The 15879-nt window shown below is 69.6% G+C and carries 17 protein-coding genes; 8 read left to right on the forward strand and 9 right to left on the reverse strand.

Features of this window, described 5'->3' with window-relative positions; translation table 11 throughout:
- Positions 1–9: 9 nt before the first annotated feature.
- The 3 genes from EBN03_RS06720 (at position 10) to EBN03_RS06725 (ending at position 2536) form a co-directional block, all read left to right on the forward strand.
- Positions 10–1215, forward strand: a complete 1206-nt coding sequence (locus EBN03_RS06720) for an acyl-CoA dehydrogenase family protein (protein ID WP_122187040.1) — start codon at positions 10–12, stop codon at positions 1213–1215.
- A 167-nt stretch (positions 1216–1382) separates the two neighbouring features.
- On the forward strand, positions 1383–1490 hold the full coding sequence (locus EBN03_RS34905; protein WP_233608208.1) for a DLW-39 family protein: 108 nt from the start codon (positions 1383–1385) through the stop codon (positions 1488–1490).
- A gap of 20 nt (positions 1491–1510) precedes the next feature.
- A complete protein-coding gene (locus tag EBN03_RS06725) occupies positions 1511–2536 on the forward strand; it encodes an adenylate/guanylate cyclase domain-containing protein (protein WP_122187041.1) in 1026 nt (341 codons plus the stop codon).
- Between the two features lie 414 nt (positions 2537–2950).
- Here the strand turns inward: EBN03_RS06725 and EBN03_RS34485 are convergent, their stop codons facing one another.
- Positions 2951–3091, reverse strand: coding sequence for a hypothetical protein (locus tag EBN03_RS34485; protein WP_199742641.1), 141 nt, complete (start codon positions 3089–3091; stop codon positions 2951–2953).
- A gap of 126 nt (positions 3092–3217) precedes the next feature.
- On the opposite strand from EBN03_RS34485, the gene EBN03_RS06730 reads away from it, so the two are divergent.
- Entirely contained in the window at positions 3218–3745 is a 528-nt protein-coding gene (locus EBN03_RS06730; protein ID WP_122187351.1) for a peptidylprolyl isomerase, read from the forward strand.
- Between the two features lie 13 nt (positions 3746–3758).
- A complete protein-coding gene (locus tag EBN03_RS06735) occupies positions 3759–4607 on the forward strand; it encodes a rhomboid family intramembrane serine protease (protein WP_122187042.1) in 849 nt (282 codons plus the stop codon).
- On the opposite strand, the gene EBN03_RS06740 is transcribed toward EBN03_RS06735, so the two are convergent.
- Together EBN03_RS06740 and crgA are read right to left on the reverse strand one after the other, a co-directional pair.
- The gene (locus EBN03_RS06740; protein WP_122187043.1) at positions 4604–5071 is read right to left on the reverse strand and encodes a PH domain-containing protein; all 468 of its coding nucleotides are present in this window, start codon (positions 5069–5071) and stop codon (positions 4604–4606) included. The genes EBN03_RS06735 and EBN03_RS06740 overlap by 4 nt on opposite strands.
- Positions 5072–5122: 51 nt before the next feature.
- A complete protein-coding gene (gene crgA / locus EBN03_RS06745) occupies positions 5123–5389 on the reverse strand; it encodes a cell division protein CrgA (RefSeq protein WP_122187044.1) in 267 nt (88 codons plus the stop codon).
- Positions 5390–5494: 105 nt separating this feature from the next.
- Here crgA and EBN03_RS06750 point away from each other — a divergent pair, with 105 nt between their 5' ends.
- The 3 genes from EBN03_RS06750 to EBN03_RS06760 are packed head-to-tail and all read left to right on the forward strand — an operon-like array spanning position 5495 to position 7320.
- On the forward strand, positions 5495–6154 hold the full coding sequence (locus EBN03_RS06750) for an aminodeoxychorismate/anthranilate synthase component II (protein ID WP_122187045.1): 660 nt from the start codon (positions 5495–5497) through the stop codon (positions 6152–6154).
- Positions 6151–6843: a RibD family protein gene (locus EBN03_RS06755; protein ID WP_233608209.1), complete on the forward strand. Its 693-nt coding sequence runs from the start codon at positions 6151–6153 to the stop codon at positions 6841–6843. The genes EBN03_RS06750 and EBN03_RS06755 overlap by 4 nt, the downstream gene beginning before the upstream one ends.
- 9 nt (positions 6844–6852) lie before the next feature.
- Positions 6853–7320 (forward strand): deaminase, encoded by a 468-nt coding sequence (locus EBN03_RS06760; protein ID WP_233608210.1) that lies wholly within the window; start codon positions 6853–6855, stop codon positions 7318–7320.
- Between the two features lie 57 nt (positions 7321–7377).
- On the opposite strand, the gene pknB is transcribed toward EBN03_RS06760, so the two are convergent.
- Genes pknB through EBN03_RS06790 form a run of 6 tightly spaced genes read right to left on the reverse strand, consistent with a single transcriptional unit; the run spans position 7378 to position 15778 of the window.
- Positions 7378–9285: a Stk1 family PASTA domain-containing Ser/Thr kinase gene (gene pknB, locus EBN03_RS06765; RefSeq protein ID WP_122187048.1), complete on the reverse strand. Its 1908-nt coding sequence runs from the start codon at positions 9283–9285 to the stop codon at positions 7378–7380.
- Positions 9282–10835 carry a serine/threonine-protein kinase gene (locus EBN03_RS06770; RefSeq protein ID WP_122187049.1) on the reverse strand — a complete coding sequence of 518 codons (1554 nt, stop codon included), beginning with the start codon at positions 10833–10835 and terminating at the stop codon, positions 9282–9284. The genes pknB and EBN03_RS06770 overlap by 4 nt, the downstream gene beginning before the upstream one ends.
- 35 nt (positions 10836–10870) lie before the next feature.
- Positions 10871–12337, reverse strand: coding sequence for a peptidoglycan D,D-transpeptidase FtsI family protein (locus EBN03_RS06775; RefSeq protein WP_122187050.1), 1467 nt, complete (start codon positions 12335–12337; stop codon positions 10871–10873).
- Positions 12334–13830, reverse strand: a complete 1497-nt coding sequence (locus EBN03_RS06780; RefSeq protein ID WP_122187051.1) for an FtsW/RodA/SpoVE family cell cycle protein — start codon at positions 13828–13830, stop codon at positions 12334–12336. The genes EBN03_RS06775 and EBN03_RS06780 overlap by 4 nt, the downstream gene beginning before the upstream one ends.
- Positions 13830–15314: a PP2C family protein-serine/threonine phosphatase gene (locus tag EBN03_RS06785; RefSeq protein ID WP_122187052.1), complete on the reverse strand. Its 1485-nt coding sequence runs from the start codon at positions 15312–15314 to the stop codon at positions 13830–13832. The genes EBN03_RS06780 and EBN03_RS06785 overlap by 1 nt, the downstream gene beginning before the upstream one ends.
- Entirely contained in the window at positions 15311–15778 is a 468-nt protein-coding gene (locus EBN03_RS06790) for an FHA domain-containing protein FhaB/FipA (protein ID WP_122187053.1), read from the reverse strand. The genes EBN03_RS06785 and EBN03_RS06790 overlap by 4 nt, the downstream gene beginning before the upstream one ends.
- Between the last annotated feature and the right edge of the window lie 101 nt (positions 15779–15879).

Below are 15879 nucleotides of genomic sequence, written 5' to 3' on the forward strand. Positions count from 1 at the left end.
AGCCCGCCGATGGATTTCGCGCTCGACTCGAAGACCACCGAGGTGGTGGACCGGACCTGGGAGTTCATGCGGGAGGAGGTCTTCCCCGCCGAACCGGTCTGGGCCGAGTATCTGCGCGAGCACGGTGAGCATTCGCATCCGCCGGTCATGGAAGAGCTGAAGAAGTCGGCCCGGGCGCGCGGCCTGTGGAATCTGTTCCTGCCGGCCTGGTCGGGGCTGACCAATCTGCAGTACGCGGCGGTCGCCGAGGTCAGTGGCTGGTCCCCGGTGATCGCGCCGGAGGCGATGAACTGCCAGGCGCCCGATACCGGCAACATGGAGACGCTCGAGCTGTTCGGGACCGAGGAGCAGAAGCGGCGCTGGCTGGAGCCGCTGCTCGACGGCACCATCCGGTCCGCCTTCGCGATGACCGAACCCGACGTGGCCTCCTCCGACGCCACCAATATCCGCACCTCGATCCGCCGCGACGGCGACGACTATGTGATCGACGGCCGCAAATGGTGGATCACCGGCGTGGCCGACGACCGCTGCGAGATCTTCATCGTGATGGGGCAGACCGATCCGGACGCCGAGCCCTACCGTCGGCAGTCGATGATCCTGGTCCCGCGCGACACGCCGGGCGTCGGCATCGTGCGGCATCTGCCGATCTTCGGGTACCAGGACCAGCACGGACACTCCGAGCTGGTGTTCGAGAACGTCCGGGTGCCGGCGGCGAACCTGCTGGCCGAGCCGGGGGACGGGTTCCGGATCGCGCAGGCCCGGCTCGGGCCGGGCCGGATCCACCACGCCATGCGCGCGATCGGCATGGCCGAACGGGCGCTGGCGCTCATGGTGGAACGGGCCAAGTCCCGCACCGCATTCGGCGGTCCGCTTGCCGACCAGGGCGTGGTGCGGGAGCTGATCGCCAAGTCCCGCATCGAGATCGATCAGGTGCGGCTGTATGTGCAGAAGACGGCGTGGCTGATCGATCGGCACGGCGCGAAGGGCGCGCTCACCGAGATCTCCGGAATCAAGGTCGCCGCGCCGGCGGTGGCGACCGCGGTGATCGACCGTGCGATAGAGGTTTTCGGTGCGGCGGGCGTCAGCGACGACACGGTGCTCGCGTATTTCTATGCCTGGGCGCGGGTACTGCGCATCGTCGACGGACCGGACGCGGTGCACCGCCGCACGGTGGCCCGCAACGAATTACGCCGGACCCCGCCCTGGACCGGGTGAGGAAAGTTGTCCACAGTTGTGTCCGATAGTGTTGCCGCGCTGTCCATTACGGCGCGGCAAGGGTTTCGCGTGCTACGTTCGATGCCGACATATCGTTCCGGGTCTCGGCTCCGTTGCCCGGCACTTCGTGCCGTTCCGGGTCGTCCCGCATCACACAGAGGTGATTCATGAAATTCGTTCTGGTTCTGGGTGTCATCGCCGCCGCCGTGTTCGCCGTCACCAAGTTCCGCCAGCGCAACGAGGCCGACCTGTGGCACGAGGTCACCACGCGCTGATTCGGCCGTAAGGTCGAATCATGGCCAACCCGGGTTTGTCATCCGTCGTGCTGACGGCCATCGAGGAATATCTCCTCGGCGGTCCGCGCGAATTCAGTCGTGTCGATGTCAGCGAACGCACCGGTGTGCCGTCGGAGGTGACACAGCGGCTGTGGGTCGCACTCGGGTTCGCGGCCACCGGTGACGATTCGGCCCGCGAATATGCGGCCGCCGATCTCACCGCTATCGAAACGTTCCGCGGCATACCGAGTTTCGCGGACCTGGACATCGACCGCCAGACGGCGGTGACCCGGGCCGTCGGGCAATGGGCGGCCCGGCTGGCCGAATGGCAGGTCGATGTCGTCGTCGACGAGATCGGCAAACAGGTCGAGGTGCTGCTCGCCGCGGATCCGGACCGGGACCCCGCCGACGCGGCGGCGGCCGCCACCGCGACCGTCATGTCCGCGTTCGAGGCCATGAACTCCTATGTGTGGCGGCGGCATCTGGCCGCCGCGCTGACGCGGGCGTCGGGTGCCCCGGCCGACGACAGCGCCGCCGGCACCACCCGCCGGCTGGCGGTCGGATTCGCCGACATGGTCGGATTCACCAGGCTCACAAGGCGTCTCGATCTCGGCGAGCTCACCGAGCTACTGCATTCGTTCGAAGGGATCACCGCCGAGGTGATCGCGAACAACGGTGGCTGGGTGGTGAAGAACCTCGGCGACGAGGTCATGTTCGCCGCCGACACCCCGGCCGCGGCGGTGCGGATCGCGCTCGTCATCCAGGACGCGATCCGCAAGGCCGACGCCACCCCCGATCTGCGCACCGGAATCGCCTACGGCGAGGTGCTGCAACGGTTCGGGGACCTGTACGGCACCGTGGTCAACACCGCCGCCCGGCTGACCGGTCTGGCCCGTCCCGGCACGGTTCTGGTCGACGACGAGGCGGCCGCGGAACTGGCCGCCGATCCCGAATTCTCGGTGTGGGGGCTGCGTCCGGTGCACGTGCGCGGGATCAGCCGGCTGCGGCCGCATCTGGTGCGCCGGGCGCGAGTTCGCCAGAGCTAGCAGCTCATCCGTGACGTCGGAGGTCCCCGGGCATGGGAGCGGGCCTCGGCGAAGGGGGGGAGTTTGCCGAGGCCCGCTGGAGGTCGGCCCGGGGGGGAGGGGCCGACGACTCAGATCCTACGCGACGTCGGCGCTTTGTGGGGTGATGAGGGAAACCGCATTCGGAAAATCTTTTCCACCCGGCGATTGCCCTCCCGTTGCCGCGTCACCGATGCGCCAGGGATCGCGATCGAATCGGCTGGCGCGCAAGCATTTACACGATGTTGCGGGCGGCGGTTCGGCGCAAATGTGCCTTTCACCAGGAGGTATGCCGAACCCGCGGGATCGGCGCTATTTCACCCGGGACAACGATTGTCGGCGTGTCGCAGATTGCCGGTGGCCCAGCGGATCCGGGCGGCGGCGGCGACGGTGGTGTCAGCGATTTCGCGAACTGTGCCCCAGGCGCGGCGGTTCGGCGGCCGGCTCGGGCAGCTGAGGACGACGAGTGGACAACAACCAGGCCGCGCCGCCGCCGAATGCGACGAGGACGGCCAGTACGAGCCGGGTACGTGCCATGCGACCACTGTGTCACAGACACGCCGGTCGCGCACCGCCGCAGGTCAGGGGCATGTCGGCCCGGATCGCGACCACGCCGGGCGGGGTATGCGGTGACTGGTGAGCCGGATGAGGCACCATGTGCGGGTGACCACACCGAATCCGACCGCAGTCGCCACACTGCACACCAACCACGGCGACATCAAGATCTCGCTCTTCGGTAACCATGCCCCGAAGACGGTGCGCAACTTCGTCGGCCTCGCCGACGGAACCGCCGAATACACCTCCGAGAATGCCTCCGGGACCAAGACCGGGCCGTTCTACGACGGCTCGGTGTTCCACCGCGTGATCGACGGGTTCATGATCCAGGGCGGCGACCCCACCGGGACCGGACGCGGCGGCCCCGGCTACGAGTTCGGCGACGAGTTCCACCCCGAACTCCGCTTCGACCGCGGCTACCTGCTCGCCATGGCCAACGCCGGGCCGGGCACCAACGGTTCCCAGTTCTTCATCACCGTGGGCCCGCAGCCGCACCTCAACCGTCGGCACACCATCTTCGGTGAGGTCACCGACCCCGACTCCCGCAAGGTGGTCGACAGCATCGCCACCACCGCGGTGGACCGCAACGACCGTCCCAAGGACGAGGTCACCATTACCGGAATCAGCATCGCCTAGATCGGATCAGATCGTGCACGACCGGCCGCCCACCCCGAGCTGTTATCGCCACCCGGACCGTCCCACCGGACTGTCCTGCACTCGGTGCGGGCGGCCGGCCTGCCCGCAATGCCTGCACGCGGCACCCGTCGGCAGCCACTGCGACGAGTGCGTGCGCGCCGAGGCGAAGGCGCGGCCGGCTCCGGCCCGGCGGCCCACGCCGTACGTCACCTATGCGCTGATCGCGTTGAACGTGTTGGTCTTCGCGATCACCGTCGCGCAATCCCACAGTCTCGCCGACAATGTCGGGTCGCCGCTGTTCCGCGACTGGGTGATGATTCCCGACGGTGTCGCCGCGGGGCAGTGGATCCGGGTGATCGGATCCGGCTTCCTGCACTACGGTCCGCTGCACCTGGCGGTCAACATGTTCGCGCTCTACATCCTCGGGCGCGACACCGAGCTGGCCCTGGGCCGGCCACGCTATCTCGCGGTGTACCTGACGTCGCTGCTGGGCGGTTCGGCCGCCGTGATGTGGCTGGCGCGCGACGCCGCGACCGCGGGCGCCTCGGGCGCGATCTACGGGCTGTTCGGCGCCGTCACGATCATCCTGCTGCGGTTGAAGCAGAGCCCGGTGCAGATCCTGGTGCTGATCGCGATCAACCTGTTCATCAGCCTGACCCTGCCCGGAATCTCGCTGTGGGGTCACCTGGGCGGGCTCGCCACCGGCACCCTCGCCACCGCGGGCATCCTGTTCCTGCCGGAACGGGCCGGCGCCCGCACTCCGGCCGACGCGGCCCGGATCGGGTGGTTCGCGGTCGCGGGCGTGGCGCTCGCGGCGGTGGTCCTGATCGGCGCGGCGGCCGCGTCGATGCAGTCCTTCTAGCGGCCCGCGTCCTCGTGCGGCACCACGCCGTGCACGATCAGAGCGTCGAGCACGTCCTGGGGATGCGCGCCGAGGTCCCAGCGGCCGAAGATCAACAGCCGCTCGTGGCCGTCGGCCTCGATGTCGATCTCCAGCGAGGGCACCGACCGGCCGTGCCGCCGCGGACTGAGCACGCGGGCGCGCATCACCTGGGCGGGGGAGTACTCGGCGGGACGCCGCAATCCGCCCACCACGAGCCGTGGGGGATCGAGGCGGGCCGTCAGGCGCGGCCGGAGGCGCAGTGCGACCGCGGTCATCCCCAACAGCAGTGCGGCGGCCAGTCCGACGAGCAGCCGGGCCGGCGGATCCGGGGCCACGACCGCCGCGCCGAGCAGCACCAGGCCGCCGATTCCGGTCGCGACGAGCGCGGCCGGGGGCGTCGACCAATTCAGGGATTCCGGTGAGTTGTGCACAGGGTTATCCACAGGTGTGAGTGAATGACATCGCTGTTATCCGCTCGTCACCGACTCGATGCCTTACCGCCACCGCATCGTCATGACCAGGCCGATCACCATGAGGCCGAAGCCGATGAGGAAGTTCCAGGCGTTCAGATCCGCCATCCAGGTGATGTGATCCGAGGCCAGGTAGTAGACGAGCAGCCACGCCAGACCGGCCAGCATGAACCCGAGCATGATGACCACGTACCACACCGGCGACGGCCCACCCTTGACCTTGACCGGAGTGCGGTTGTTACCGCTGACGGCGGAGTAATCGGTCTTCTTGCGGACCTTCGACTTGGGCATGACGTCCTCGTGTTCGGGGAGACTGGTCTCCCTTGAAGGCTAACCCACCAGGCGCGATCGAGAGCGGGAGGTAATACTCTTGCGCGTCCCACGTACCCTTCAACCATGCGTGTTCTGGTCGTCGACAACTACGACAGCTTCGTGTTCAACCTGGTCCAGTATCTGGGGCAGCTCGGAGTGGAGGCCACGGTCCGGCGCAACGACGACCCGGAACTCACCACCGCGGCGGCCACCGCGAGCGGCCTCGACGCGTTGGTCACCGGCTACGACGGCATCCTGATCAGCCCCGGCCCCGGCACCCCGGACCGCGCCGGCACCAGCATCGAACTGGTCCACGCCTGCGCCCGCACCGCGACCCCGCTGCTCGGCGTCTGCCTGGGCCACCAGGCCATCGGCGAGGCCTTCGGCGCCACCGTCACCCGCGCACCCGAACTGCTGCACGGCAAGACCAGCTCGGTCTTCCACAGCGACGCTGGGGTGCTCGCCGGGCTGCCCGACCCGTTCACCGCCACCCGCTACCACTCGCTCACCGTCCTCGAGGACACGCTGCCCGCCGACATCGAGGTGATCGGCCGCACCGAGACCGGAATCGTCATGGCGCTGCGGCACCGCACCCTGCCGATCCACGGCGTCCAGTTCCACCCCGAATCGGTACTCACCCAGGGCGGGCACCGCATGCTCGCCAACTGGCTGGCCGCATGCGGCGAGCGCCCGGCCGAGGGCTTGGTGGCGACGCTGGAAGCCGAAGTAGCGGCCCTGGTGTGACGACCCGGCCCTTCGTCACCCTGTCCGTCGCGGTCAGCCTCGACGGCTACCTCGACGACGCGCGGGTCGAACGGCTGCTGCTGTCCAACTCGGCCGATTTCGACCGGGTCGATGCCGTCCGCGCCGCGTCCGACGCCATCCTGGTCGGCGCCGAGACCCTGCGCCGCGACGATCCCCGGCTGCGGATCGCCGACGCGGGCCGCCGGGCCGTACGGGCGGCCGCCGGTGAACCCGAACTGCCGCTGCGCGTGACCGTCACTGCGAGCGGTGACCTGGACCCCGGCCTGCGGGTGTTTCTCCCCGGCGGCGCGGCGCTGGTCTACACCACCGACACCGGCGCCCGGACGCTCGGCGACCGACTCGCCGGCCGCGCCGAGGTCGTCACGCTCGGCCCGGAGATCGACTTCGGTGACCTGCTCGACGACCTGGGCCGCCGCGGCGTCACCCGGCTGATGGTCGAGGGCGGCGGCCGTGTCCACACCGCCTTCCTGGCCGCCGATCTCGCCGACGAGCTGCTGCTCGCCGTGGCGCCCGTCCTCGTCGGTGATCCGGCCGCACCGCGCTTTCTGCATCCGGCCGCTTTCCCGGGCGGTTCCGAGCGCAGAATGGAACTGGTGGACGTCGACCGGGTCGGAGACGTCGCGGTCCTGCGATACCGGCCCCGGCCGCACGCCCCCGTCCGCGATTGAGGAGGGCTCGTGCGCTGGGATCCACCACCCGATGTCTCCGTCGACCGGCGCTGGATGCGGCACGCCATCGGCCTGGCCCGGCTGTCCCCGCCCAGCCCGGGCGCCTACTCGGTCGGCGCGGTCATCGTGGGTGCCGACGGAGTCGAACTGCGCCACGGCTATTCGCGGGAGACCGACCCCAAGGTGCACGCCGAGGAATCGGCGCTGAACAAGCTCGGCGCCGATCCACGGCTGCGGACGGCCACCATCTACAGCACGCTGGAACCCTGCTCCCAGCGGGCGAGCGTCGACCGGCTGCCGTGCACCGACCGGATCCTGGCCGCCGGTATCCGGCGCGTCGTGGTCGCCTGGCGGGAACCGGCGCTGTTCGTGGCCGACTGCGTCGGCATCGAGACGCTGCGTGAACACGGCGTCGAGGTCGTCGAATTGACCGACCTCGCCGACGAGGCCATGTCGATGAACCGCCACCTGTTCTGAACGGCGCAGCGCCCCCGGAGAAGTCCCCGAGGGCGCTGCACGGCAGGCTGTCCCGGATCAGGGCGGTCCGAGGACGTAGACGACCACGTTGACGCTGCCGTTACGGGCCACCAGACCACCCGGAGTCGGTGTCTGGCTGGCGATCTTGCCCACGCTGCCGGCGTCGAAGGTGCCCTGCGAGGTCTGCACGATATTGGCGGCCGTCCCGGTCCAGCCCTTGGCGCGCAAGGCGTCCACCGCGGCGGACGGGGTCAGCCCGACCAGGCTCGGCATGGTGATCTGATCACCCGAGGACACCTGCACGGTGACCGTCGAACCCTTGTCGGCCAGCGTGCCCCCGGCCGGACTGGTCGCGATGACCTGCCCCTTGGGCTGCGTCGACTGGACCTCCTGCACCGTGATCTTGAATCCGGCGCTGTCCTCCAGATTCGGCTGCGCCACATCGATGCTCTGCCCCACCACGTCCGGCACCCGGACCTGATCGGGTCCCTTACCCAGCGTGATCGTGACCTGGCTGCCCCAGTCCACCTTCGAGCCCGCGCTCGGGTTCGAGGAGATCACCTTGTCCTTGTCGTCGGCACTGGACGTGTCGCGCTGGATCTGCGGATTCAATTGCAGGCCCACCGCATTCAGCTGCTGTTCGGCCTGCTGCTGATTCAGCGTGTTCAGGCGCGGGACCTGCACCTCCTGCGGGCCGGTGGACACCTGCAACGTGACGGTGCTGCCCTTGGGCGCGCGCGAACCACCCAGCGGCTGGGTGGCGATCACATTGCCCACCCCCACCTTCGGGTCCGGCTTCTCCTGGATCGCGACCGAGAAACCGGCGGACTGCAATTCGCTCTGCGCCGTCGCGGCCGGCTTGTTCGACAGATCCGGCACCCCGACCTGATCCGGCTTCGTCAACGGCGAGATCACCAGCCACGCGACCGTTCCCACCACCGCCAGGGCGACAGCGAGCAGCAGACCCATGAGCAGGCTGCGCCGGCCACCACCGTCACCGGTCGCGACCACCTGCTCCGCGGTGTCGTCACCACGGTCACCGGAGCGGTAGCCGCGCGACGGCGGCACCGCGCCGAGCATGGTGGTGCGGTCCTCCTCGGTCATCACCGTGGGCGCGTTCGGCTTCTGGCCGCCCAGCACCCGGATCAGGTCCTGGCGCATCTCCGCGGCCGACTGGTAGCGGTTGGCCGGATTCTTGGCCATCGCCTTGAGCACCACGGCATCCAGCTCGCGCGGCACACCCGGATGGACGTGCGACGGCGACTTCGGATCCTCCCGGACATGCTGGTAGGCCACCGCGATCGGCGAGTCACCGGTGAACGGCGGTTCGCCGGTGAGGATCTCGTACAGCACACAGCCGACCGAATACACGTCCGAACGGGCGTCGACCGGCTCGCCGCGGGCCTGCTCCGGCGAAAGGTATTGCGCCGTACCGATCACCGCGGCGGTCTGGGTGACCGGGTTCGCGCTGTCGTGGATCGCCCGCGCGATACCGAAGTCCATCACCTTCACCGCGCCCTGGCGGTTGATCATGATGTTGGCCGGCTTCATGTCGCGGTGCACGATGCCGTTCTTGTGGCTGAAGTCCAGGGCCGCACACACATCCGCGACCACCTCCATCGCGCGGCGCGGCGGCAGCGGACCCGTACCGCGCACGATATCGCGCAGGGTGTCGCCGTCGACGTACTCCATCACGATGTAGGGCAGCGGACCACCGTCGATCTCCGCCTCGCCGGTGTCGTACACCGCCACGATGGCCGGATGGTTCAGGGCGGCCGCGTTCTGCGCCTCGCGCTTGAAGCGCAGATAGAACGTCGGGTCGCGGGCCAGGTCGGCGCGCAACACCTTGATCGCCACGTCGCGGCCCAGCCGCAGATCCCGAGCCTTGTGGACCTCCGACATGCCACCGAACCCGATGATCTCACCCAGCTCGTAGCGGGAAGAGAGATTCTTCGGGGTTGTCATGACTGTCCTCGAGATCCGGGGGGCGGCGGGAGACTCTCGTCGATCCCGGTTCCGAACGGACCGGGAGGCACAGAAAACGATGGTAGGCCCGAAGGCGTGAACGTGGTGTGACCTGGGGTGGTCTTGGTCGGCGATGTCGTGACGACCGACGAAGTCGTCGACGGTGTCGTCACGATCGTCGTCGGCACCGTGGTCGTCGTCGGTGGCGGCGGCGGTGGCGGGGTCGTGGTCGGCACCGGGAAGTACGGGACCGTGGTCGTCGGCTCTTCGGTGGTGGTCGGCGCCGCGGTCGTCGTGTAGGTCGTCGTCTGGGGGGTGGTCACCGGGGCCACCGGAGGCGTGGTCACCGTGGTCGGCGCCGGCGGCGAACCGCTGAACAGCACATACGCCGCGAGACCGAACAGCACGACCGCGGCGACGCCGAGACCGGCCAGCGTCCGCTGCCCGCGCGTCATGTTCGCGATGTCGAATCGCGACTTCTGCATGTGCTGCGGCTTCGACCCCGAACCGCCGTAATTCGACGGGCCGGGATAGCTGTTCGGCGGCAGCACCGTGGTGCCACCCACCGACTGCGGCATGGCCGGGCGTCCCGGACCCGAGGGGTACCGGGCGGTCGCCGCGTCGTACTCCGGCGGCACCGGGGGTGGCGGCGGGGTGCCCGGCGGCAGCACGCGGGTCGCGCCGGTCGCCACGGCCGCGTTGCGCGGCGGCGGCGGCCGGTGCCCGGCGCGCACCGCGGCGACCGCGTCGGCGAACTCGCCGCCGGTCGCGTACCGGTTCGCCGGATCCTTCGCCAGCGTGATGTCGATCAGTTCCCGCACGTTGTCGGGCAGATCCACCGGCATCGGCGGCGGCATCTCCCGCACGTGCTTCATGGCGACGGTCAGCGCGCCGTCACCGGTGAACGGCCGCACACCGCTCAGCGCCTCGTAACCCACCACACCCAGCGAGTACACGTCACTGGCGGAGGTGGCGTCGTCGCCGGTGGCCTGCTCGGGCGCGATGTATTGCGCGGTGCCCATGACCATTCCGGTCTTCGTCACCGGCGAGGCGTCGACCGCCTTCGCGATGCCGAAGTCGGTGATCTTCACCTGCCCGATCGGGGTGACCAGGATGTTCCCGGGCTTCACGTCCCGGTGCACCACCCCGGCCGTGTGCGCCACGTCGAGTGCGCGGCCGGTCTGCTCGAGCATGTCGAGCGCCTGCACGACCGACAGCCGTTCCAGTCGGCCCAGCACCGCGTTCAACGGCTCACCCTGCACCAATTCCATGACCAGATAGGCGGTTTCGCCGTTGGCCGGATCGGTGGTCTCGCCGTAGTCGTAGATGCCGGCGATACCCGGGTGGTTCAGCTGCGCGGTGGTCCGGGCCTCGGTCCGGAACCGCTGGCGGAAGGTCGGATCCGCGGAGAACTCGGCCTTGAGGACCTTGATCGCCACCCGGCGGTCGAGCCGGGTGTCCGTCGCCTCCCAGACCTGGCCCATCCCGCCGGTCGCGATCAGGCGCAGCAGGCGGTACCGATCCGCGATCAACGCACCGTTGGTCAGCATGAGGCCCCCCGTTCACGGCTGGTACGCATCATCGTTCAGCCCCCCAACAGTCCGGCGTCGAGCACCGACCGGGCGATCGGCGCGGCGACCGATCCGCCGGTGGCGGCCAGCGCCCGGTCACCACCGTTCTCCACGATCACCGCGATCGCGATCTTGGGGTTCTGGGCGGGTGCGAAGGCGATGTACCACGCGTGCGGCGGTGTGTTGCGGGGGTCGTCACCGTGTTCGGCGGTTCCTGTCTTGGAGGCGATCTGGTAAGGGCGCGGCTGCGTGCCGCCGGTGGTGGCCTGCTCCGAGGCGAGCATCAGAGAGGTGAGCTGGGAGGCGACCGGCGCGGACACCGCCTGGCCGACCGACACCGGCTTGGTCTGCGACAGCACGCTCAGGTCGGGGCCCTGCAACTGGTCGACCAGATGCGGTTCCATCCGCACCCCACCGTTGGCGACCGTGGCGGCCACGATCGCGTCCTGCAGCGGGGTCATCGCCACATCGCGCTGGCCGATGCTGCTCTGCGCCAAGGACGGCAGGTCGCTGATCGGCCCGGTCTGGCTGGTGGCCACCGGCATCGGCACGTTCATCTCCGAGCCGAGCCCGAACGCCGACGCCATGTCCTTGAGCTTGGCCGCACCGACCTTCATGCCGATCTCGGCGAAGGCGGTGTTGCAGGACAGCCGGAACGCGTCGTACATCGAGGCATTGGGCCCCTGCCCGCACGGCGTGCCGTTGTAGTTCTCCAGCGTGGTCGCGGTTCCGGGCAGCGTGATGTTCGGTGCCGAGGTGAAGGCGTCCTCGGGCTTGATACCGGCCGAGAGCGCGGCCGCGGCCGTGATCACCTTGAAGGTGGATCCGGGCGGATAGATCTCCGACACAGCTCGATTCAACATGGGCTGCTTCGGGTCGGAGTTCAACTGTTCCCACGCCTGGGTGCTCTTGGCGCCGTCGTGCCCGGACAGCTGGTTGGGGTCGAAGCTCGGCGTCGACACCATGGTGAGGATCCGGCCGGTGCTCGGCTCGATCGCCACCACCGAGCCGGTGTAGTGCTTGGCGGTCAGTTCGTCGTAGGCGACCTTCTGCATGACCGGGTTGATCGTGGTGACCACATTGCCGCCGCGCGGGTCGCGCCCGGAGATCAGGTCGATCAGGCGCCGGCCGAACAGTTTGTTGTCCGAGCCGTTGAGCACCGAGTCCTCGGCCAGTTCGAGCTGGGTGCGGCTGTACTGCAACGAATAGAAGCCGGTCACCGGGCTGTAGGCGAGCGGGTCGGTCGGGTAGGTGCGCAGGTACTTGTATCGGTCGTCGGTGGCCACCGAGGTGGCCAGGACCGTGCCCTGGGCCGAGATCTGGCCGCGCTGCCGCGAGTATTCGTCCAGCAGCACCCGCTGGTTGCGCGGGTCGTCGCGCAGCTTGTCGGCTTCGAAGACCTGGACATAGGTGGCATTGGCCAGCAGGGCCAGCACCATCACCATGACGGCCAGTGCGACGCGACGCAGGGGAGTGTTCACGCGCCCACTCCCTTCAGGTTGGCCGAGTCCGTCGGGCGCAGGACCTCGGTCGTGGTGTGGCGGGGCAGTTCGCTGGTAGCGTCGCCCGCGGTCTCGCGCTTGCGGACCGGGGCCGGCGCGCGCGCCGCGTCCGAGATCCGCGCCAGCAGCGCGACCAGCGCGAGGTCGGCCAGCAGCGCCGAACCACCGTAGGACAGGAACGGGGTGGGCAGCCCGGTGCGCGGCAGGATCCGGGTGACGCCGCCGACCACCAGGAACACCTGCAGCGCCAGCGTGATCGACAGACCCGCCGCCAACAGCTTGCCGAAGCTGTCCCGCACCGCCATCGCCGTGCGCAACCCGCGTACGGCCAGCACGGTGAACAGCAGCAGGACCGCGGTGAGCCCGATCAGGCCCAGTTCCTCACCGAGTCCGGCGACGATGAACGAGGTCTTCGCCAGCGGCACCTGCGACGGCCGGCCGCTGCCCAGGCCGGTGCCGCCGGCCCCGCCGGTGGCCAGGCCGAACAGCGACTGCACCACCGGATAGCCGCCGGGCTCGGTGAACGGATGCAGCCAGGCCGCGACCGCGGCCCGAATCGACTCGGACAGCTGATATCCGGCGACCAGCTCGCCGACCAGCAGCACCCCGCCGACCGCGAGCCAGCCGGTGCGCTCGGTCGCGGTGTACAGCATGGCCAGTGCGAGCACGAAAACCAGTGCGGCCGCGCCGAGGTCGCGTTCGAAGATCAGCACGCCGAACGCGACCAGGCCGACCAGCAGCAGCGTCCACAGGTCCCGGATCCGGGGCAGTTCCAGGCCGAACAGGTGGCGGCCGGCGGCGGTGAACAGTTCGCGCCGCGACACCAGCACCGACGCAGCGCATACGACCAGCGCGAGCAGCGCGAAAACCCCGGGCTGCATCGAGAATCCGGGCACGTGCAGCCACAGCCGCGCGCCGTCGACCTCGGCGAACCGGGCCGGCAGGAGTGCGGGCAGTGCCAGCGCCAGCAGGCCCAGCACCCCGAGGATCCAGCCCCGGCTCGCGAGACTGCGGTAGTCGCGGACCACCACCAGCACCACCAGGAACAGCGCGACCGCGGCGGCCGTCCAAGCCAGCTGATGCGGTGCGTCGGCCACCGGCGCGGGACCGGATCCCAGTGCCGCGGCCTCGGCCTGTTCGAGGTCGAGCCGGTGGATCAGCACGAGTCCCAGGCCGTCGAGCGCGGCCACGATCGGCAGCAGCAGCGGATCGGTGAACGGTGCGAACCGGCGCACCGCCAGATGAGCCACACCCCAGAGCCCGGCGAACCCGAGGCCCAGCAGCGCCGGATCCCAGGTCACCTCCTGGCTCTGACCGGCTTCGACCAGGACCAGACCGGTGACCGTGAGTGCCGCCGCCCCCGCCAGGAGCATCAGTTCGACATTGCGTCGGGTGGCGGGCCGCGGAGCGGGGGCGAAGCCGCCCGGCGGATTGGCGAAGGGACCGACGGACGGTAGGCCCGGTGCGGACATCAGTCCGCCTTCCTGCAGTTCTCTCCCGGAGTCTGCGGCACCGGGGTCTGGGTGACCGGCGGCGCGATGGTGGACGGTGCGGGAGTGTCGGCGTGCGGCACGCTCGGGTTGGCGTTGGCCGGCTGGTTCGGGTCGGCGGGCGGCGCCGGGGCGGGCGTCGGCACCGGCGGGAAGATCACCGGCGGCGGCACCACCACGGTCTGCGTGACGCAGGCCGGCAGCAGTTCCTGCTGGGCCAGCATCTGCAGCTGGCGGCGAGTGTCGTCGACGCTGCCCGGCTGCAGGGCGTTGTTGCGCACCTTGTCCCGGCCCGAGGGTTTGAGGTCGTTCACCTTCAGCTGCTTGCAGCCGGCCGGGAACGCGGCACCGGCCGCCAGCACGGTCGGGTTGCCGGACCGGTCGACACAGGCGACCTGGTCGACGCTGCGGATCGTCAGGCCCAGCACCGAACCCGGTACCGAACCGGGCAGGCCGCGCATGATCACGACATTGTCGTCTTGCGCGCCGACATAGTAGTTGCTGCGAATCATGTTGTAGCCCACCACGAGTCCGACCGCGACCGCGACCAGCAGTGCGACGGCCAGGCTGATCCACCGCCAGGTGTGCCGCTTGCGCGGCGCCGGCGGCTCGGCCGCGACGGGTGCCCGGCGCGGGGTGGCGCGCGGCGGGCGCATGGCCGCGGCCCGCCCGGCGGCGGTGTTCGGCGGCGGAACGTCCTCGTCCTCACCGGAAGCCGCGCCGGCCACGATCGGATGGCTCTGGCCGTAGTCGACGTCGATGACGTCGGCGACGACCACGGTGACGTTGTCGGGGCCGCCGCTGCGCAGCGCCAGCTCGATGAGCCGGTCGGCCGCGTCGTCGGTGGTGCCCTCGCGCAGCGTGTTGGCGATGGTCTCGTCGCTGACCACGTCGGACAGGCCGTCGGAACACAGCAGGTACCGGTCGCCGGCCACGGCCTCGCGCATGATGAGCGTGGGGTCGATCTCGTTCCCGGTGAGCGCCCGCATGATCAGCGACCGCTGCGGGTGGGTGTGCGCCTGTTCGGCGGTGATCCGGCCCTCGTCGACCAGCGACTGCACGAACGTGTCGTCGCGGGTGATCTGGGCGAGTTCGCCGTTGCGCAGCAGATACGCGCGGGAGTCGCCGATATGAGCCATGCCGAGTTTGCGGCCGGCGAACAGGATGGCGGTCAGGGTGGTGCCCATGCCGTCGAGTTCGGGCTCCTCCTCGACCTGGTCGGCGATGGACGCATTGCCTTCGCGCACAGCCCGATCTAGCTTGCCGAGCAGATCGTCGCCCGGCTCGTCGTCGTCCAGGTGGGCCAGCGCGGCGATCATCAACTGGCTCGCGACTTCACCGGCGGCGTGGCCGCCCATCCCGTCGGCGAGGGCGAGCAGGCGCGCTCCCGCGTAGACGGAGTCCTCGTTGTTGGCCCGGACCAGACCGCGGTCGCTGCGCGCTGCGTAGCGGAGAACAAGAGTCACGATCGCAGCTCGATCACTGTCTTGCCGACGCGGACCGGAGTCCCGAGCGGCACACGGACGGGGGTGGTGACTTTCGAGCGGTCCAAGTACGTTCCGTTGGTAGATCCTAGGTCCTCGACGTACCAGTCGTCGCCGCGCGGGGACAGCCGCGCGTGCCGGGTCGAGGCGTAATCGTCTGTGAGTACCAGCGTGGAGTCGTCAGCACGTCCGATCAGAACCGGTTGAGTGCCGAGTGTGATTCGTGTGCCGGCGAGTGAGCCCTGAGTCACCACTAGATACTTGGCACCCTTCTGGCCCCGGTTGAAGGACGGCAGTACCGCGGACCCACGCGGGGCCCGGGGCTGGATCCGAATTCCGGAAGCCGCGTAGATGTCGCTGCGCAAGGTCTTCAGCACCGCCCACACGAACAACCACAGCAGCAGCAGGAAGCCCGCTCTGGTCAGTTGCAGGATCAATCCCTGCACGGCGGTCCACCTCCTCCTCGCGACTGGTTCCGTGGGTACGGGCCGACCCTCGACCGGCGTTGGCGTGCCGACCGAGTATGGGCAGCATCATAGGGCCGTCG

The sequence above is a fragment of the Nocardia stercoris genome, assembly GCF_003696265.1.
Taxonomy (GTDB): Bacteria; Actinomycetota; Actinomycetes; order Mycobacteriales; family Mycobacteriaceae; genus Nocardia; species Nocardia stercoris.